This window comes from Bacillus sp. PAMC28748 (genome assembly GCF_014250415.1).
Lineage (GTDB): Bacteria > Bacillota > Bacilli > Bacillales > Bacillaceae > Bacillus > Bacillus licheniformis.
In genome coordinates this window covers 1,327,501-1,346,732 of record NZ_CP060192.1, presented here as the reverse complement: position 1 = coordinate 1,346,732, position 19,232 = coordinate 1,327,501, and the positions used below count along the sequence as shown (strand labels likewise).

The 19,232-nt window shown below is 45.6% G+C and carries 21 protein-coding genes, 2 rRNA genes and 1 other annotated feature (1 of these 24 running past the window's edge); all 23 genes read right to left on the bottom strand.

What is annotated here, in order from left to right:
* Window positions 1-47: 47 nt before the first annotated feature.
* The gene (gene rplA, locus H7F26_RS06860) at window positions 48-746 is read right to left on the bottom strand and encodes a 50S ribosomal protein L1 (RefSeq protein WP_003178302.1); all 699 of its coding nucleotides are present in this window, start codon (window positions 744-746) and stop codon (window positions 48-50) included.
* Between the two features lie 101 nt (window positions 747-847).
* Window positions 848-1,273 carry a 50S ribosomal protein L11 gene (gene rplK / locus H7F26_RS06855; RefSeq protein ID WP_003178300.1) on the bottom strand — a complete coding sequence of 142 codons (426 nt, stop codon included), beginning with the start codon at window positions 1,271-1,273 and terminating at the stop codon, window positions 848-850.
* Between the two features lie 169 nt (window positions 1,274-1,442).
* A complete protein-coding gene (gene nusG, locus H7F26_RS06850; protein ID WP_003178298.1) occupies window positions 1,443-1,976 on the bottom strand; it encodes a transcription termination/antitermination protein NusG in 534 nt (177 codons plus the stop codon).
* A gap of 177 nt (window positions 1,977-2,153) precedes the next feature.
* Complete coding sequence (gene secE / locus H7F26_RS06845) at window positions 2,154-2,333, bottom strand: preprotein translocase subunit SecE (protein ID WP_003178291.1); 180 nt, start codon at window positions 2,331-2,333, stop codon at window positions 2,154-2,156.
* A gap of 35 nt (window positions 2,334-2,368) precedes the next feature.
* Entirely contained in the window at window positions 2,369-2,518 is a 150-nt protein-coding gene (rpmG, locus tag H7F26_RS06840; protein ID WP_003178289.1) for a 50S ribosomal protein L33, read from the bottom strand.
* 82 nt (window positions 2,519-2,600) lie between these two features.
* The gene (gene sigH / locus H7F26_RS06835) at window positions 2,601-3,272 is read right to left on the bottom strand and encodes an RNA polymerase sporulation sigma factor SigH (protein ID WP_003178288.1); all 672 of its coding nucleotides are present in this window, start codon (window positions 3,270-3,272) and stop codon (window positions 2,601-2,603) included.
* Window positions 3,273-3,335: 63 nt separating this feature from the next.
* Window positions 3,336-3,848, bottom strand: coding sequence for a ribosome-dependent mRNA decay endonuclease Rae1/YacP (gene rae1, locus H7F26_RS06830; protein ID WP_003178286.1), 513 nt, complete (start codon window positions 3,846-3,848; stop codon window positions 3,336-3,338).
* Between the two features lie 5 nt (window positions 3,849-3,853).
* Window positions 3,854-4,603: a 23S rRNA (guanosine(2251)-2'-O)-methyltransferase RlmB gene (rlmB, locus tag H7F26_RS06825; RefSeq protein WP_003178285.1), complete on the bottom strand. Its 750-nt coding sequence runs from the start codon at window positions 4,601-4,603 to the stop codon at window positions 3,854-3,856.
* On the bottom strand, window positions 4,600-5,016 hold the full coding sequence (locus H7F26_RS06820; RefSeq protein ID WP_003178284.1) for a Mini-ribonuclease 3: 417 nt from the start codon (window positions 5,014-5,016) through the stop codon (window positions 4,600-4,602). Before H7F26_RS06820 ends, rlmB begins: the two co-directional genes overlap by 4 nt.
* Window positions 5,017-5,018: 2 nt before the next feature.
* On the bottom strand, window positions 5,019-6,422 hold the full coding sequence (cysS, locus tag H7F26_RS06815; RefSeq protein ID WP_003178283.1) for a cysteine--tRNA ligase: 1,404 nt from the start codon (window positions 6,420-6,422) through the stop codon (window positions 5,019-5,021).
* Entirely contained in the window at window positions 6,419-7,069 is a 651-nt protein-coding gene (cysE, locus tag H7F26_RS06810; RefSeq protein WP_003178282.1) for a serine O-acetyltransferase, read from the bottom strand. Before cysE ends, cysS begins: the two co-directional genes overlap by 4 nt.
* Window positions 7,070-7,138: 69 nt before the next feature.
* Window positions 7,139-7,370: a binding site (T-box leader), on the bottom strand.
* Window positions 7,371-8,828, bottom strand: coding sequence for a glutamate--tRNA ligase (gltX, locus tag H7F26_RS06805; protein ID WP_003178281.1), 1,458 nt, complete (start codon window positions 8,826-8,828; stop codon window positions 7,371-7,373).
* A gap of 81 nt (window positions 8,829-8,909) precedes the next feature.
* Window positions 8,910-9,386 (bottom strand): 2-C-methyl-D-erythritol 2,4-cyclodiphosphate synthase, encoded by a 477-nt coding sequence (ispF, locus tag H7F26_RS06800; RefSeq protein ID WP_003178280.1) that lies wholly within the window; start codon window positions 9,384-9,386, stop codon window positions 8,910-8,912.
* Entirely contained in the window at window positions 9,379-10,074 is a 696-nt protein-coding gene (ispD, locus tag H7F26_RS06795; protein WP_003178279.1) for a 2-C-methyl-D-erythritol 4-phosphate cytidylyltransferase, read from the bottom strand. The genes ispF and ispD overlap by 8 nt, the downstream gene beginning before the upstream one ends.
* Before the next feature lie 16 nt (window positions 10,075-10,090).
* Complete coding sequence (locus tag H7F26_RS06790) at window positions 10,091-11,179, bottom strand: PIN/TRAM domain-containing protein (RefSeq protein WP_003178278.1); 1,089 nt, start codon at window positions 11,177-11,179, stop codon at window positions 10,091-10,093.
* A gap of 131 nt (window positions 11,180-11,310) precedes the next feature.
* A complete protein-coding gene (gene disA, locus H7F26_RS06785) occupies window positions 11,311-12,387 on the bottom strand; it encodes a DNA integrity scanning diadenylate cyclase DisA (RefSeq protein ID WP_003178277.1) in 1,077 nt (358 codons plus the stop codon).
* 3 nt (window positions 12,388-12,390) lie between these two features.
* Window positions 12,391-13,770 (bottom strand): DNA repair protein RadA, encoded by a 1,380-nt coding sequence (gene radA, locus H7F26_RS06780; protein WP_003178276.1) that lies wholly within the window; start codon window positions 13,768-13,770, stop codon window positions 12,391-12,393.
* Window positions 13,771-13,849: 79 nt separating this feature from the next.
* Complete coding sequence (clpC, locus tag H7F26_RS06775; RefSeq protein WP_003178275.1) at window positions 13,850-16,282, bottom strand: ATP-dependent protease ATP-binding subunit ClpC; 2,433 nt, start codon at window positions 16,280-16,282, stop codon at window positions 13,850-13,852.
* Window positions 16,279-17,370, bottom strand: a complete 1,092-nt coding sequence (locus H7F26_RS06770) for a protein-arginine kinase McsB (protein WP_003178273.1) — start codon at window positions 17,368-17,370, stop codon at window positions 16,279-16,281. Before H7F26_RS06770 ends, clpC begins: the two co-directional genes overlap by 4 nt.
* Window positions 17,370-17,924, bottom strand: a complete 555-nt coding sequence (locus H7F26_RS06765) for a protein-arginine kinase activator protein McsA (RefSeq protein ID WP_003178271.1) — start codon at window positions 17,922-17,924, stop codon at window positions 17,370-17,372. The genes H7F26_RS06770 and H7F26_RS06765 overlap by 1 nt, the downstream gene beginning before the upstream one ends.
* 14 nt (window positions 17,925-17,938) lie before the next feature.
* Window positions 17,939-18,403 carry a CtsR family transcriptional regulator gene (locus H7F26_RS06760; RefSeq protein WP_003178269.1) on the bottom strand — a complete coding sequence of 155 codons (465 nt, stop codon included), beginning with the start codon at window positions 18,401-18,403 and terminating at the stop codon, window positions 17,939-17,941.
* Between the two features lie 176 nt (window positions 18,404-18,579).
* Window positions 18,580-18,695, bottom strand: a 5S ribosomal RNA gene (gene rrf / locus H7F26_RS06755).
* A gap of 131 nt (window positions 18,696-18,826) precedes the next feature.
* Window positions 18,827-19,232: ribosomal RNA gene (locus H7F26_RS06750) — 23S ribosomal RNA — on the bottom strand; it runs 2,525 nt beyond the window's last position.

Sequence of the window (19,232 nt, the reverse complement as noted above, 5' to 3'; positions counted from 1 at the left end):
TTTACAACGTTTTGAATTATATCAGAACGTCTTATCAAAAGTCAATATTATTTTACGTTGAAAGTTGAAGGGTCCACTTTGATTCCAGGTCCCATTGTAGATGTAACAGAAACGTTTTTCACGTATACACCTTTAGCAGCAGCAGGCTTCGCTTTCAAAATTGTGTCGTACATTGTCGCGAAGTTCTCTACAAGCTTGCCTTCTTCGAAAGACACTTTTCCGATTGGAACGTGGATGTTTCCTGCTTTATCAACGCGGTATTCAACTTTACCCGCTTTGATTTCGTTGACTGCTTTTTCAACTTCAAATGTAACCGTTCCTGTTTTAGGGTTTGGCATAAGACCTTTTGGTCCAAGCACGCGTCCGATTTTACCGACTTCACCCATCATGTCAGGAGTCGCAACGATCACATCAAAATCAAACCAGCCTTGCTGAATTTTGTTGATGTAATCTGCATCGCCTACGTAGTCTGCACCAGCAGCTTCTGCTTCTTTCGCTTTTTCACCTTTAGCGAAAACAAGAACGCGCTGAGTTTTGCCTGTTCCGTTTGGAAGTACAACTGCACCGCGGATTTGCTGGTCGTTTTTACGAGGGTCAACACCTAAACGAAATGCCGCTTCAACAGTAGCATCGAATTTAGCTGTGTTTGTTTTTTTCACAAGCTCAATCGCTTCGTTTACGTCGTAAGCTTTTGTACGATCTACAAGCTTGGCAGCTTCGACGTATTTTTTACCTTTTTTAGCCATTTTAAAATTTCCTCCTTAGTGGTTTTAGCGGAATAACCTCCCACGAATAAGGGTTGCGAACTTGTCTGATCCAAACTCGCAACCCAGCAAAGAGACAAAAATTAGTCTTCGATCACAATACCCATACTGCGGGCAGTTCCTTCAACCATACGCATAGCCGCTTCAACATCTGCCGCATTTAAGTCAGGCATTTTTGTTTCGGCGATTTCACGTACTTTATCGCGTTTAACGGTTGCGACTTTATTACGGTTAGGCTCACCAGAACCTGACTCAATTCCAGCCGCTTTTTTAAGCAATACAGCAGCAGGCGGAGTTTTTGTGATAAATGTAAATGAACGGTCTTCGTAAACCGAAATTTCTACAGGAATGATCAGACCAGCTTGGTCAGATGTACGAGCGTTAAACTCCTTACAGAATCCCATGATGTTAACACCGGCTTGACCTAACGCAGGACCAACTGGCGGAGCTGGATTCGCTTTTCCAGCAGGAATTTGCAATTTTACAACTTTAACTACTTTTTTAGCCACGAGACACACCTCCTTAAGTCCGTGATGTGGTAATAGGGTGAACCCTCCCACTCAAGGTCTCATTCTTTATATGAATGATGAAAATATCAAGCTAGCTGCCTTGACCTTTTTGCCAAGACGCACCTTTGTATATTACCACTTTTATATAGTGATTTCAAGCGCTTTTCCATTACAATTTGTCAACTTGAGTAAATTCGAGCTCAACCGGGGTCTCTCTTCCGAACATATTAACAAAAACTTTGACTTTATTTTTGTCGTGGTCGATCTCTTCGATCGTCCCTGTGAAATCAGCAAACGGGCCGTCGATAACCTTGACGGTTTCTTTTAATTCAAAGTCGATTTCTGTTTTTCTTTCTTCAAGCCCCATCCGCTTCAGGATTTTTTCCGCTTCGCCCGGAAGCAGTGCAGTCGGCTTTGAACCTGATCCGGCTGAACCGACAAACCCGGTCACACCAGGCGTATTTCGAACAACATACCAGGAATCATCCGTCATGACAAGTTCGACAAGTACATAACCAGGGAAGACTTTCTTTTTAACGACTTTTTTCTTGCCGTTTTTAATATCGGTTTCTTCCTCTTCAGGTACAACGACGCGGAATATCTTATCTTGCATCCCCATCGATTCTACCCGCTTTTCCAAATTCGCCTTTACTTTATTTTCATAGCCGGAGTACGTATGAACCACATACCATTTCTTTTCCATTCTCATTCAGGACCCTTTCAGTCCTTCCCTCCCCACACCTTAAAAGTTTATTGGCCGTACCGGGAAACTGACACTTTCTTTTATACGAGCCTCATATTTTGAAACAATGAAAAAACCCGTTGAACGGGTTTTTTGGCAAGTCATATTTAGATCTATTATAACACGTTATGCTGATCATTATTCAACTATTAAACGAATTAATTGCGTAATACCCGAATCGATGAGTGCAAAAAAGATGGCGAAAAAGATAACGGTGGTGATAACAGTGATCGTATAGCGCGTTAGTTCTTTTCCTTTAGGCCAGGTGACCTTTTTCATTTCTTTTCCGACATTCTTTAAAAATTTGATAATACCCATGGTAAGAAACCTCCACAACCTAAAAACAAAAACATCTATTTTGTTTCCAGATGTACTGTATGTGAATTGCAGTTATTGCAGTATTTCTTTACTTCGAGCCGTTCAGCCAAAGCTGCGGAGCTTTTCATTGTCGTATAATTACGATTTCCGCAATTTTTGCAGGCTAACGTTACTTTTTTCTTCATGTTTACACCTTTTTCTGGACGTTCATTTCCTAAGTAACATATCACAGTCATAAAATGACTGTCAATATGCCATAAGCATCGGCTACAAGCTGATTTCGCGGAGCTCCAGGTACTTTTCAAGCTTCCTTTTGACACGCTGGAGCGCATTATCGATCGATTTTACATGGCGGTTTAATTCTTCGGATATTTCCTGATAGGATCTTCCGTCGAGATAGAGCGCAAGAACTTTTCTTTCTAAATCACTAAGCAATTCTCCCATTTTCAGCTCGATATCATCGAATTCTTCCTGATTGATGATCAGCTCTTCAGGATTCATGACCTTGGCCCCTGAAATCACGTCGAGAAGCGTCCGGTCTGATTCCTCGTCATAAATGGGCTTGTCCAGCGACACATAAGAATTGAGCGGAATATGTTTCTGGCGAGTAGCTGTTTTGATAGCGGTAATAATTTGGCGGGTAATGCATAATTCTGCAAAAGCTTTGAATGAAGTCAGCTTGTCCTCTCTAAAATCACGGATAGATTTGTAGAGTCCAATCATGCCTTCCTGAACGATATCTTCCCGATCAGCCCCGATTAAGAAGTAGGATCTTGCTTTTGCCCTTACAAAATTACGGTACTTTGTAATCAAGTAATCTAACGCATCACTGTCTCCGACATGAACCATTTCAATGACCTGCTCGTCTTCCAACTGGCAAAAACGTTCTTTGCTGAACTGTTCTTTGCTGAATTTTCCCTGGTTGTTTTGTAAGTTCACTCCGATCCCCCCGACCGCACGTAGATAGAAATATTATACAGTAATGGACAAAAAAGCGTCAACCTAATCCAAGTCGCCACGCCGCCATTTTTCGAAGATCCTCAAGACGTCTTCTGACAATGGAATTTTCCCTGCGGGACGCTCTGAGGTGATTTGTTTCACCCTGTTTTCAATTTGCCTTTCGATCGCTTCGACCTCCCTGAGCAGCTCTCTGGCCGATTTGCGCAGGGCCCCCTGGCCAAAAATCGCCCACTGCTCTGTGTAATCGGATGTGGCAACATGGATCTGCGTCTGAATACTATTCAAGTCTGACACCAGTTTCTCGATCCGTTCATCAGCCGTTTCATTTTCCCTTGTGAATATCACTTCTACGCGATGATTGACCTTCTTTTTCTCGATTCCTTTAACGAGATGCGCATCAAAGACAACGATTACCCGAAACCCTGTATACGATTGATATTCCGCCATCTTCTGAATCAACAGGTCCCTTGCTTCTTCAAAACTGTTTTCTTTTAAATCTTTCAGCTGAGGCCAAGCCCCAATCATGTTATAACCGTCGACCAACAGGATGTCCATTCCGTCTATTCTCCCAGAGGGCTTCGTTTCCGGTACACTTCATACATCAGCAGGCCGGCTGCAACTGAGGCGTTCAGGGATGTGACCTTTCCCGCCATCGGCAGGCGAATGAGAAAATCACATTTCTCTTTAACAAGCCTTCCCATGCCTTTTCCTTCGCTGCCGATGACAAGCGCAAGCGGCATATTTCCGTCCAGCGACCTGTAGTCCTGTTGTCCAGACGCATCGGTACCGACGACCCAAATGCCCCGTCCCTTCATTTCTTCCAGGGTCCGCGACAGATTGGTCACCTTGACGACCGGAATATGTTCGATGGCTCCTGTCGAGGCTTTGGCGACAGTCGTTGTAAGGCCGACCGCGCGCCTTTTCGGAATGACGATGCCGTGAGCCCCGACCGCGTCTGCGGTGCGCATAATAGAGCCCAGGTTGTGCGGATCCTCAATTTCGTCTAATACAAGGATAAACGGCTGTTCATTTCTGTCTTCGGCCTTTTGAAAAAGATCATCCAGCTCGGCATACTCGTAAGCCGCTACCTGGGCGACGACGCCTTGATGCTGTCCGGAAACCATTTGATCGAGTTTTTTTCTTGGGACATAATGAATCGTGACGCCTTTTTTGGCGGCGAGATCGACGACTTGCTGAGCCTGTCCCTTCACTGTGTTTTCCGCCATCCACAGCTTATACAATTCCCGGCCGGACTTTAATGTTTCGATGACCGCGTTTTTTCCTATGACGTAATCATGCTGCTGACTCATTTTACTTCCTCCCTGCCATCCCGTTTTTCCAGCGCTGCTTTGATGAGTTCATTAAGCCTATCTTCCCTGTTCTCAAGAAAAAGATACCCGATGACCGCCTCAAAAGCCGTACTGTAACGATATGTTTGGACATCCGTGTTTTTCGGTACCGTTCCGGATTTGGCATTCCGCCCTCTTCTCAGCACAGCCTGTTCTTCCTCGGTGAAAAATTCCTGCTCCTCAAGCGCAAACAGCATGCTTGCCTGCGACTTGGCGGAGACATATCGCCTCGACTGCCGGTGCAGATCATTGGGCCTTGTCATGCCTTGCTTTAAGAGGTGATGCCTCACATATACCTCCAAAACGGCATCACCCATGTAAGCAAGCGCCAAACCATTCAGCTGTTTGGCGTCTTTAATGGTTTCCAAATTCATGTTTATGATTCTCCTCTTTTCCAGCGCGTGCCCTGCGGAGTGTCCTCCAAGATAATATTCATGCTTTTCAACTGGTCGCGAATCTGATCAGATGTTGCAAAGTCGCGGTTTCTCCGGGCCTCATTCCGCTTCTCGATCAGTTCTTCAATGTCTTTATCCAAAAGTTCCTGTTCCTTGAGGGAGAAGCCGAGCACTGAGCAGATCTCGTCAAACAGCTGTATAAACGCCTGAATGACATGTTCTGCAGTATTCTTTTCCTGCAAATAGTAGTTGGCATGTTTGGCCAGGTCAAACAGGACGGAAATGGCATTCGCTGTATTGAAATCATCATCCATAGCCGTTTGGAAGGCTTTTCGCTGCTCTTCGATTTTTTCAAGCCATTCTGAATCGCCCTCTGTTAAATTTGTACTGCTTTTTAGGCGATGCTGCAAATTGCTATAAGCTGTTTTTAGACGTCCAAAAGCGTTTTTTGTGTTCTCGAGAAGTTCGACCGAATAGTTTATCGGATGTCTGTAATGAACAGACAGCATGAAAAACCGCAGCACTTGGGGGTCATGCTCTTTAATAATGTCATGCACAAGAACAAAGTTGCCGAGCGATTTTGACATTTTCTCATTATCGATATTAATGTAGCCGTTATGAAGCCAATATTTCGCGAAAGGCTTCCCTGTTAATGCTTCCGATTGGGCAATTTCGTTTTCATGATGCGGGAAGGCCAGATCCTGACCGCCGGCGTGAATGTCGATCGAATCGCCCAGATATTTTCTCGCCATCGCAGAGCACTCGATATGCCAGCCGGGACGGCCTTTTCCCCAAGGGCTATCCCAGGAGATTTCGTTATCTTTAGCCGCTTTCCATAGTGTGAAATCGAGCGCATCTTCTTTCTTTTCGCCCACTTGAATTCGGGCGCCTGATCTCAGCTCATCGACCGATTGATGCGACAGCTTTCCATAGCCTTCAAACGATCTTGTTTTATAATAAACATCTCCGTCCGCCTCATAGGCATAGCCCTTATCGATCAGCGTCTGAATAAAGTCGATGATCTCATCCATGTTTTCAGTGACGCGCGGATGGCAGTCAGCTTTTGTGCAGCCCAGTGAACCGACATCTTCGAAGTATGCCTTAATAAAGCGTTCGGCGATGACCGGCACTTCCTCTCCATGTTCATTTGCCGCTTTAATTAATTTGTCATCGACATCTGTAAAATTGGAGACATATTGGACTTCATAGCCTTTATACTCTAAATACTTTCTGACAGTGTCAAACACGATAGCCGGCCTTGCGTTTCCGATATGGATGTAGTTATATACTGTCGGACCGCACACATACATTTTGACCTTGCCTTCTTCAAGAGGCACAAACGGCTCTTTTTTTCGTGTGAGAGTATTATACAATGTTAGTGTCACAGCTCATCTTCCCTTTCTTTTCTCCGGAGCTCTTGTTTCAGCTGCCTGATTTCGTTTTCCAATTCTCTGAAGCGGTCAGCCACCGGATCCGGCAAATCCTGGTGATTCAAGTCGCGTCTGATTTTCTTTCCGTTTTGTACGACGACCCGGCCCGGGATGCCGACAACGGTGGAGCATTCAGGCACATCGTGCAGGACGACGGAGCCTGCACCGATTTTCGCCCCTCTTCCGACTGTAATGGATCCAAGCACTTTGGCCCCTGTTGAGATCAGGGCATCGTCCTCGATTGTCGGATGCCTTTTGCCTTTTTCTTTTCCTGTTCCCCCAAGCGTCACGCCCTGAAAAACCGTGACATTGTTTCCGATCTCACAGGTTTCGCCGATCACAACCCCCATGCCGTGATCAATGAAAAATCTCCTGCCGATCTTGGCACCCGGGTGAATTTCGATTCCCGTAAAGAAGCGGGCGATTTGAGAGATCGCTCTGGCGATGAAAAACCTTTTTCTTTTATATAAAGCATGTGCAATTCGATGTGCCCATATAGCATGCAAACCTGAATAAGTTAAGATGACTTCAATGTAGCTTCTCGCAGCCGGATCTTGGTCAAATACGACATCTACATCTTCTTTCAGCATTTTAAAGAACACATGATTCCCCCCGTTCCCCGCTTCCTTTGTCTCTATTGTCAAACCATATAAAAAACGCCTCTGTCTGATGACAGAGACGCTTTTTGACGCGCGGTTCCACTCTGTTTAGAAAACAGCACAGCTGTTTTCTCAACTCTCATCCATAACGGCGGATACCGCCTTTGAATACTTGTTATAAAAACGTTCTTCAAAGGTCTCAAGAGGTGCATTTCTAAAGCCCGGCGCTTAAGTCTTTTCCAGCCGATGAAGACTCTCTCTTTAAAGGCCCTGGCTTTATACTTATCCCTGTCAACGATTTATCTTATTGAATAATGTTATGCAGCCGTTTTAAAACGGTGTCTTTCCCCAATAATTCAATGGACTGAGGCAGTTCAGGACCGTGGGTCTGGCCTGTCGTCGCTACGCGGATCGGCATAAACAGCTTTTTCCCTTTATGTCCTGTTTCTTTTTGAACGGCTTTGATGGATGCCTTGATCTCATCTGCCGTAAACGAGTCAAGCTGCTCAAGCTTTTCGGCAAATACGCGAAGCACTTCCGGAACCTGCTCTTCTTCTAAAACTGTTCTTGCTTCACGATTATACTGGATATCGTCTTTAAAGAACAACTCTGTTAACTCGACGATTTCAGCGCCGTAGCTCAGCTGTTCCTGATATAGGGAAATCAGCTTGCGCACCCATTCCTGTTCGCTGCCTGAAAGCTCTTCTGAAACCTTGCCCGCTTTTTGCAAATGCGGCACGGTCAATTCGATGACCTGATCAAGATCAAGTTTTTTCACATACTGGTTGTTGACCCATTTCAGTTTATGCGTATCAAACACCGCTGGTGATTTTGACAAACGGTTTACATCAAATATCTCAATAAACTGTTCTTTTGTAAACAGTTCTTCTTCTCCGACCGGCGACCAGCCTAGAAGAGTGATGAAGTTAAACAATGCTTCCGGCAAATAGCCGAGCTCTTCGTACTGCTCGATAAACTGAATGATGGACTCATCACGTTTGCTCAGTTTTTTGCGGCTTTCATTGACGATTAATGTCATATGTCCAAATGCCGGGATATCCCAGCCAAGGGCGTTGTAAATCATGATCTGCTTTGGCGTATTGGAAATGTGGTCTTCGCCGCGCAGGACATGCGTCATTTTCATTAAATAGTCATCGACCGCTACGGCAAAGTTGTAAGTAGGCGTTCCGTCTTTCTTCACGATGACGAAGTCGCCGATTCCGTCTGTTTCAAAAGAAATTTCTCCTTTGACGATGTCATCAAAGCGGATGACTTCACCTTGAGGCACTTTAAAGCGGATGCTCGGCTGTCTTCCTTCAGCTTCGAGCTTTTCCTGCTCTTCTTTTGTTAAATTGCGGCACTTGCCGGAGTAGCGCGGCATTCCTCCGCGGGCAGCCTGTTCCTCACGCTCTTTCTCAAGCTCTTCTTCCGTGCAGTAGCATTTGTAGGCTAGCCCTTTTTCAAGAAGCTCCTCGTAATATGTTTTGTAAATGTCGTTTCTTTCGGATTGGCGGTATGGTCCGTATTCTCCTCCGACATCCACGCTTTCATCCCAGTCGATGCCCAGCCATTTTAAATAGTTCAGCTGGCTTTGCTCCCCGCCTTCAATGTTGCGCTTGCGGTCCGTATCTTCAATGCGGATGATGAATTTTCCGCCTTGGCTCCGGGCAAACAAATAATTAAAAAGAGCGGTTCTGGCATTTCCGATATGTAAATGGCCTGTTGGGCTCGGCGCATAACGAACCCGAACTTCGTTTCCCATCTGTCTAACTTCCTTTCGTCTCTAGCAGAGTTCAAATTTATTTCCTATTCTATCATCAAATGAACCTGTCTTCAAAATGAATTATACCTTTTGGAGCAGAACGGAAGCCTGGGCGGCGATTCCTTCGGCTCTTCCCGTAAATCCGAGCTTTTCGGTTGTGGTCGCTTTTACGTTAATTTGGGAAATTTCCGCCTCTAGCCCTTCGGCAATTCTGGCTCTCATGTCTTCGATATACGGCGCCATTTTAGGCTTTTGGGCGATGATTGTACAATCCAGGTTCCCTAGCGTATAGCCTTTTTCCTTCACGATCATCCAGACGTGGCGAAGGAGTTTGAAGGAGTCGGCATCTTTGAATTCAGGATCGGTATCCGGAAAGTGTTTTCCGATATCGCCCTCGCCGACGGCACCGAGACATGCATCCGCAATCGTGTGCAAAAGCACATCTGCATCTGAATGTCCGAGAAGGCCTTTTTCGTAAGGAATCGTAATTCCCCCGATTATGAGCGGCCTGCCTTCCACTAGTTGATGGACGTCAAATCCTTGGCCTATTCTAAACATGTTCATTCCTCTTTTCCGCTTCTAATATCGCTTCTGCGACAAGCAAGTCATCCGGGGTCGTCAGTTTGATGTTTTGATAATCCCCTTGAATGATTGCAACCGTACCTCCGGCTTCCTCGACAAGACTGGCGTCGTCCGTACCGAGGAAACCTTTTGCTTCAGCCTCAAGGTGAGCATTCATCAGAATAGAAAGACGAAAAGCTTGTGGGGTTTGAGCGGCCCACAAGCTTGAACGTTCAATCGTTCCGGCTATCTCACCGTCTTGAACGCGTTTGATCGTGTCTTTAACAGGAACGGCAACGATGGCTGCCCCTGTTTCCTTTGCTTTCTCGACAAGCTGTTCGATATATTCCCGTTTAATAAAAGGTCTTGCTCCGTCATGGACGAGGACCGTTTCCTCTTTGCCGGCCGCTTTAATGCCCGCAAAAACGCTTTGCTGGCGTTCTCTTCCGCCCGGCACCATCTCGATCGGAGTCGTAAAATGATAGGTTTTTAAAAGGGTGTTGAATTCACCGAATTCCTGTTCATTGATGACAAGAATGATCCTTTTGCAGGCATCATGGTTTTCAAACACCTTTAATGTATGAATAATCACAGGTATTCCTTTCGCCTCGATAAACAGTTTGTTTTTCCCGGCATTCATTCGTTTACCTTGTCCGGCGGCAGGAATGACGACTTCATAATTCATTTTATTTCTCCCTTTTTCAAAGCGCCTTTTCCAGCAGTTTCGGCTTGGCGAATATCATTCTGCCTGCCGCTGTCTGCAGCACGCTGGTCACGAGCACGTCGATATGTTTGCCAATATAATTTCGCCCTTCTTCAACGACAATCATCGTGCCGTCGTCCAGATAAGCCACGCCCTGATTATGTTCTTTTCCGTCTTTGATGACCTGCACCTTCATTTCTTCTCCCGGAAGCACGACAGGCTTGACGGCGTTGGCAAGGTCGTTGATGTTCAATACGGCAACCTTTTGGAGCTCGCATACTTTGTTCAAATTGAAATCGTTTGTGACGACAACGCCCGAGGTCAGCTTCGCCAGTTTGACGAGCTTGCTGTCGACCTCTTGGATGTCTTCAAAATCGCCTTCATAAATTTCAACTTTAATATCAAGCTCTTTCTGGATACGGTTTAAAATATCCAGTCCTCTCCGCCCTCTGTTTCGTTTGAGGACGTCTGAAGAGTCGGCGATATGCTGCAGTTCCTCAAGCACAAACTGAGGAATCACAATGACGCCTTCAAGAAATCCGGTCTGACAAATATCAGCAATTCTCCCATCTATAATAACACTTGTGTCTAAAATTTTCAGCTTTTTGTCTTCTTCCGGACGCTCTTCCTCAGCAGAACCTTTTTTCTTTCTCGATGCAAAAAGTGTCAGCATTTCATCCTTTTTCTTGAAACCCACACGGAATCCGAGATAGCCGAGAAATGCGGCCAACACAATCGGAATGACCGTGCTGATTAACTGATAAGGGATGTCTTTTAACGGAATGACGTTGACGATAAGATAAGCGAGCATAAGTCCGAAGATTAATCCCAAAGAGCCGAACAACAAGTCTGAGACAGGTGCTTTGATCAAGGAATCCTCAATCTGTTTCACCCAGTTGATGACGTGATCCGCACACCAGATGCCCAGAAGAAAAAAGATGATAGCTCCTAAACAAGCGGACGCATACGGGTTTGTTACTAAAGGTATGTCCTGTACATTTAACAGTACAAACAATTCCGGTATGAGAAAAATACCGATAACGCCTCCCAAAATCGCAAAGAACGCTTGAACTATTCGTTTTAACATACCTTCACCTCCTTTAAAATAATCGTTTTAATTTTTATAAATGCAGCTGTTTCCACGTGAAAAAGGGAAAACAAAAAGTAAGAATAATATACCCATAAATTGCAAATTTTAATCACTTCTAGAAAATTTTCTCACAGCTGCCTGTCAGTATAATGTTTCTCCTGAAGTCTCTTTAACCCTTTCTTTATCTTTTGGGCACGAACAGCCCCAATTCCTTCCACTTCATCCAAATCTTTTACATCCGCTTCGATAATGAGCTTTAAATGGCCGAATGCTTCGACAACATTTTCGACGATCGGCATCGGGAGGCGGGGAATTTTGTGGAGAAGCCTGTAGCCTCTCGGAAAAACGTATTCTTCCATGTTCGTAGTTGCTGAATAGCCTAAAAGCTTAAGGAGAATCGCATCATCCAGCAATTCGAAACTCGACATATCCTGAAGCTGTTTCAGCAGAACAAACGGGTCTTTGATTTTTTCTTTCACATAATCTTTGACGAACAGCGCCGCTTCCTGCTCCATATCGGTGATCAGTTCGCTAACCTGGAGTCTGATGAGATGGCCTTCTGTTCCAAGCTCTTTAATATACATATTAATTTCGTTTTTGATTCTGAGCACCATTTCATATCGATGCAGAACGGAGATGACATCCCCAAATGTAACAAGCTCTTCAAATTCCAGCGCGTTCAAATTGGAAATCGCATGGTCCAAAATGAGTTTGTATTTTTCGAGCGTCTGAATCGCCTGATTGGCTTTTGTTAAGATAAAGCCGATATCTTTGAGTATATATTTCATATTTTCCTGATAGAGCGTAATCACATTCCGTCTTTCAGAAATCGCGATGATCAGACAGCCGGTCTGCTTGGCCACACGCTCGGCTGTTCTGTGTCTCATGCCCGTCTCAGAGGAGGGAATCGTCGCCTCAGGCATGAGCTGTGTATTGGCATATAGAATTTTTTGCCCTGAATCGCTGAGAATGATCGCCCCGTCCATTTTAGCCAGCTCGTACAGATGAGCCGGAGAGAAAGAAGAATTTATGTGGAACCCTCCGTCAACCACTTCTTTCACTTTATCGTTGAAGCCGACCACGATTAATCCGCCTGTTTTGGCCCGAAGGACGTTTTCGATTCCTTCGCGAAGAGGCGTGCCGGGGGCGACAAACTGCAATATTTCTGAAAGATCCTGTTTCGCTCCTTTTTTGTCTTTGTCCATATATTATGATCCTCCTAATGAAGCTCGAAGGGCCTCAGCTACATTTTCAACGCCGACGACTTCGATTCCTTTCGGCTTTGTCCATCCTTCTACATTTGCAGAAGGAATAATCATTCTTTTAAAACCAAGCTTCGCCGCTTCCTGCACCCTCTGTTCTATCCTTGATACTCTGCGGACCTCCCCTGTCAATCCGACTTCTCCGATAAAACAATCCGTCGGATGAGGCGGGGTGTCTCTGAAGCTTGAGGCGATGCTCACTGCAACGGCGAGGTCAATCGCTGGCTCGTCCAGCTTGACGCCTCCGGCGACTTTTAAATAGGCGTCTTGATTTTGCAGCAGCAGTCCAACCCTTTTTTCTAAAACTGCCATTAGCAATGAGACGCGGTTATGATCAATCCCGGTTGCCATCCGGCGCGGATTCCCAAAGCTCGTGGGGGAAATCAGCGCCTGAATCTCTACTAAGACTGGCCTCGTGCCTTCCATTGAGGCCACGACACTCGATCCGGCCGCTCCCGCCGAGCGCTCTTCGAGAAAGATTTCTGACGGATTCAGCACCTCTGTCAGGCCCTCTTCCCTCATTTCAAAGATTCCCATTTCATTCGTTGATCCAAACCGGTTTTTGACGGCTCTTAAAATCCGAAATGTATGATGCCGCTCACCTTCAAAGTAAAGGACGGTGTCGACCATATGTTCCAGAAGTCTCGGTCCGGCAATCGAACCTTCTTTTGTGACATGCCCGACGATAAATATTGGAATCCCTTTCGTTTTTGCAATTCTCATCAGCTCAGCGGTGCATTCCCTGACCTGGGAGACGCTGCCCGGAGCGGATGTGATATCACTTTGGTAAACGGTTTGAATCGAATCAACCACTACGAATGATGGGTTCATCTCTTCTATAGAAGACGTAATATACTCCATATCGGTTTCAGATAAAACGTGAAGAGTGGGACTGTTGATACCTAGACGGTCTGCTCTCAGCTTTGTCTGCTTGACCGATTCTTCGCCTGAGATGTACAGGACATTTTCTTTTGAATCAGCGAGCTGGGCAGATACTTGAAGCAGCAAGGTTGATTTCCCGATGCCGGGGTCGCCTCCGATTAAAACAAGTGAACCTTTGACGATGCCGTTTCCCAAGACGCGGTTGAATTCGCCAAGTTTCGTTTTAATTCGCGGCTCTTCTGTTGTTTCAATTGAAGTGAGAGGTGAAGGCTTTTGCACTGTTTGAACGGAATGTGAAAAAGCGGTTCTTCTGTTGGCGGCGGGTTTTTTTATCGTTTCTTCCACCATGGTATTCCATGCACCGCATCCGGGGCATTTCCCCATCCACTTGGCGGATTCGTAGCCGCATGAGTGACAAATGAATTTAGTCTTTGTTTTAGCCATTGATTTTTCAAAACGCTCCCTTTATAAGAAAGTGAGGCATACTGATGAACATCGTATGCCTCTTTCTTTTGTCTCTATATTAGTTCGTTTTAGCTTCGGTTTTTACGACAAATTCTCCGTCTTCTACATCCAAAACAATATGCTGGCCTTTTTGAATATGGCCTTTTAGGAGCTCTTCTGACAGCCGGTCTTCCACGTGTTTTTGGATTGCTCTTCTGAGAGGGCGCGCTCCGTATTCGAGATCCACGCCTTCATCGGCGATTTTTTCTTTAGCCGCTTCAGTCAGCTCAATTGAAAGATCCTGTTCTTTCAGACGCTTGGTCAATTGGTCTGACATGAGGGATACAATATCTTTCAAATGTTTTTTCTCCAAAGAGTGGAAGACGATGATCTCATCAATCCGGTTGATAAATTCAGGTCTAAAGGCGCGTTTTAGTTCACCCATGACTTTGTCTTTCATATCTTTATAATTCTGGGTTTCATCCTGCACATTAAACCCGACGTATTTATTTCTTCTCAGTTCGCTCGCACCGACGTTTGATGTCATGATCAAAATCGTATTCCTAAAGTCAACCGTGCGCCCTTTTGAATCAGTCAGACGGCCGTCTTCAAGCACCTGCAGCAAAATATTGAAGACATCTGGGTGAGCTTTCTCGATTTCATCAAGCAAGACGACGGAATACGGTTTTCTTCTCACTTTTTCAGTGAGCTGTCCGCCTTCATCATAGCCGACATATCCAGGAGGTGAACCGACGAGTCTTGATGTTGAATGTTTTTCCATGTACTCGGACATATCGATGCGAATCATTGCTTCTTCATCGCCGAAAATGGACTCGGCAAGTGCACGGGCAAGCTCCGTTTTCCCTACGCCTGTTGGGCCAAGGAAAATAAACGAACCGATAGGACGTTTTGGATCTTTTAAGCCGGCACGCGCGCGTCTGACTGCTTTTGCAACTGCAACGACAGCCTCATCCTGGCCGATAACGCGGGAATGAAGAATGCTCTCCATGTTCAGCAATTTGTCTGTTTCGGTCTGCGCAATTTTGGAAACCGGCACTCCGGTCCAGCTTGATACAACCATTGCAATATCGTCGACGGTCACTTCGGAATTTTCTTGACCTTGCTTTTCTTTCCAGGTTTTCTTGGTTTCTTCGACCTGTTCACGCAAGCGCTGCTCCGTATCACGTAAAGACGCTGCTTTTTCGAATTCCTGGCTTTGAACAGCGGCATCTTTTTCTTTCCTTACCTCATCAAGCTTTTGTTCAAGCTCTTTTAAGTTAGGAGGCGTTGTGAATGAACGCAGTCTAACCTTTGAGCCGGCTTCATCGATTAAGTCGATCGCCTTGTCAGGCAGAAAACGGTCCGAAATGTAGCGGTCTGACAGCTTTACTGCCGCTTCGATCGCTTCATCCGTAATCGATACGCGGTGATGGGCTTCATAGCGGTCTCTGAGCCCTTTCAATATTTGAATGCTTTCTTCAGGAGACGGCTGGTCAACCTGAATCGGCTGAAAACGCCGTTCTAGTGCAGCATCTTTTTCAATGTATTTGCGGTATTCATCAAGGGTTGTCGCCCCGATGCATTGCAGCTCTCCGCGCGCCAGCGACGGTTTAAGGATATTGGAGGCATCGATGGCCCCTTCCGCTCCTCCGGCTCCGATGAGAGTATGCAGCTCATCGATGAAGAGGATGATATTTCCCGCTTGACGAATTTCGTCCATCACTTTTTTCAGGCGGTCTTCAAATTCACCGCGATATTTCGTGCCGGCGACAACCGTTCCCATATCAAGTGTCATGACGCGCTTGTCGCGTAAAATCTCCGGTACTTCGTTATTGATGATCTGCTGGGCCAGGCCTTCGGCAATCGCAGTCTTACCGACACCAGGCTCCCCGATTAACACAGGGTTATTTTTCGTTCTGCGGCTCAACACTTCAATCACGCGTTGAATTTCTTTGCTTCTGCCGATCACGGGATCAAGGCTGTCTTCTTTTGCAATCGCCGTGAGATCCCGGGCAAGACTGTCTAAAGTTGGTGTGTTGGCGCTACTGTTGGCGCCTGAAGCAGCGCCTCCGCTCTCATTGCTGCCCAACAGCTGCAATACTTGCTGTCTCGCTTTGTTTAAGCTGACGCCTAAATTATTCAGCACCCTTGCCGCAACACCTTCCCCTTCGCGGATTAAGCCAAGGAGGATGTGTTCAGTTCCAACGTAGGAGTGGCCAAGCTTTCTCGCTTCATCCATCGCCAATTCGGTCACTTTCTTGGCTCTCGGTGTGTAATGGATCGATTGTGACATTTCTTGTCCGCGGCCGATGAGGCTTTCAACTTCTTTTTGAATCTTGTCAGGGCTGAGTCCTAACGCCTGCAGCGCTTTCGCAGCAATTCCTTCTCCCTCGCGGACAAGGCCGAGGAGAATATGTTCTGTTCCAATGTTATTATGGCCCAGACGCAGAGCTTCTTCTTGAGCAAGCGCCAATACTTTTTGTGCTCTTTCTGTGAATCTTCCAAACATCATATCGTTTCATCCTCCTGTCTATTGCCGTTGTTTTCTAATTTCAAGCGCTCCCTGATAAGAGCAGCCCGCCTGATGTCCCTCTCGTTTGGCCTTAAGGCTCCTCCGGAATATTGCTGGAGAAATCCAGGCTGTGTCAGGATCATCAGCTCATTAAGTATATTGCTGGAAAGACCTTTTATTATCCCCAGGTCAATTCCAAGACGAACGTCTGAAAGACATCTTGCTGTTTCTTTCGACTCGATCATCCGGCAATTGGACAGTACGCCGTAAGATCTGTAGACGCGGTCTTCAAGTTCGATTTGCGAAGTCTGATAAAGCGCCTTTCTTGCTGAACGCTCTTGTTCGATCAGCTGGGCAACGACACTGTTCAGATCTTCGACAATGTCGTGTTCCGATTTACCGAGGGTAATTTGGTTGGAAATTTGAAAGATATTCCCTAATGCTTCGCTGCCTTCACCGTAAATTCCTCTAACAACAAGCCCTAATTGATTAATTGCCGGAATAATTCTGTTTATTTGCCTAGTTAACACTAAAGCAGGAAGGTGCATCATGACAGAAGCTCTAAGCCCTGTTCCGACATTTGTAGGGCAGCTGGTCAAGTAGCCTCTTTGTTCGGAAAAAGCGTAGTCGATCCGGTCTTCAATCCAATCGTCCACCTGATTTGCTGCTTTCAATGCTTCTGACAGCTGAAATCCCGGAAATAGACATTGAATGCGAATATGATCTTCCTCATTCAGCATAATACTCACTTCTTCATTTTCAGAAAGAAGGCATGCGCCAAAGGAAGCTTCCGTCAAATGCGGACTGATCAGATGTTTTTCCACAAGAACCCTTTTTTCCAAAGGCTGGACCTGATCCATTTTCACAAGCTCAAACTTCCCGATACCGGGCACTTCATAGCCTGTGAACTGTTCTTCAAACAATGCTATAATCGCTGAAGCCTCTTCATTTGAAAAAAGCGTTGGAAAACGGACTTTATCCAAATTGCGCGCAAGACGGATCCGGCTGCTAAGCACGATGTCACTCTCAGGGCCTTCTTGCCGCATCCAATTGCTTAAAGCATTCTGAATAAAATGCTGCAGTGACATCAGTCCTCCTCCTCCTTGTTTGCATTCAGGTTTTGTTCAAGCGATCTGATCTGATCTCTGATGTTGGCTGCTTTTTCAAATTCCTCCTGCTGAATTAATTCTTTCAGCTCTTTTTTTAATGCTTCAATTTGTCTTCTTACATGCAGATTACCGCCGATCCGCTTTGGTATTTTACCCGCGTGGACCGTGTTCCCGCTGTGAACTTTTCTTAAAACCGGAGTGATATAGGAGTGGAAGGTTTTATAACATTCCGAACATCCAAACCGGCCGGTTTTTCGAAATTCCGGGAACGTCATATTGCATTTTTTGCATCGCAAAACCTGATCCGGCTGTTGAAAAAGCTGCGCCTCGCTGCTGTTTGTAAAAGACGAGTCAAAATTAAGCAGTCCGGATAATAAATTATGGATGGAAAATCCGCCACTTTCATTCATAGAATATGACTCGCTGTTCTCTTTCGCACATTGTTCACAGATGTGCATTTCTTTTTTTTCACCATTAATAACTTTCGTAAAGTGAAAAGTTGCCGGTCTTTCTTTACACTCTTGACATATCACGCTTCTCACCCGCTTTACTTAAATTTAAGTGACGTAAGCATGGCTTTCATCATTCTTGCTCTTAATTCGTCTCGTTCAGGCAAATCAATATATAAAACAGAACGGTCCATGACACTCACCATCAATTTCGCTTCGCTTTCTGTAATGACACCATTTTCTAACAGCCTTAAAATGATGTCATCTGAAGCAGCCTGGGAGAGCCTTGTATAGATTTGATTCATAATATTGTTAATCAAATCAATTTTGTCGTTCATTTTAATTTTAATAATTCGGATATAACCGCCGCCGCCTCTTTTGCTTTCGACAATATATCCGCGCTCGCTCGTAAAACGCGTATTGATTACGTAATTGATCTGAGAAGGAACACACTGAAATTTATCGGCTATTTCGCTCCGTTTAATCTCTAATATTTCTTTCCCGTTCTGTTCTAATATTTGTTTCAAATACTGTTCGATTATGTCAGAAATATTTTTCCCCACTCAGCCCCCTCCTTCACTTGACTTTGACTATATTTGACTTTAACTTTACTATAAGTGGTTTTCGTTTTTTTTTCAACTAATTGCTCTTCGTCCTTTATTATTTCCACTTTTAGCTGTCATAAAACCTTAGGGAAAAGAAAAAAGACCAGCTTTTATATAAGCTGGTCTTTCTAAGCGCTTGGCGGCGTCCTACTCTCACAGGGGGAAGCCCCCAACTACCATCGGCGCTGAAGAGCTTAACTTCCGTGTTCGGCATGGGAACGGGTGTGACCTCTTCGCTATCGCCACCAAACTATGCCTTCAGGACGAAGGTACTGGGCGTTCCTCACAGGATGTGAGGGCCTTTAGCCGAGTTTCCTTGCCTTTGGCTTTCTGAGAGCATTCTCTCAAAACTAGATAACGGACAGACGATTCACAAATATTTAGGTTAAGTCCTCGATCGATTAGTATCTGTCAGCTCCATGTGTCGCCACACTTCCACCTCAGACCTATCAACCTGATCATCTTTCAGGGATCTTACTTCCTTATAGGAATGGGAAATCTCATCTTGAGGGGGGTTTCATGCTTAGATGCTTTCAGCACTTATCCCGTCCGCACATAGCTACCCAGCGATGCCCTTGGCAGAACAACTGGTACACCAGCGGTGCGTCCATCCCGGTCCTCTCGTACTAAGGACAGCTCCTCTCAAATTTCCTGCGCCCGCGACGGATAGGGACCGAACTGTCTCACGACGTTCTGAACCCAGCTCGCGTACCGCTTTAATGGGCGAACAGCCCAACCCTTGGGACCGACTACAGCCCCAGGATGCGATGAGCCGACATCGAGGTGC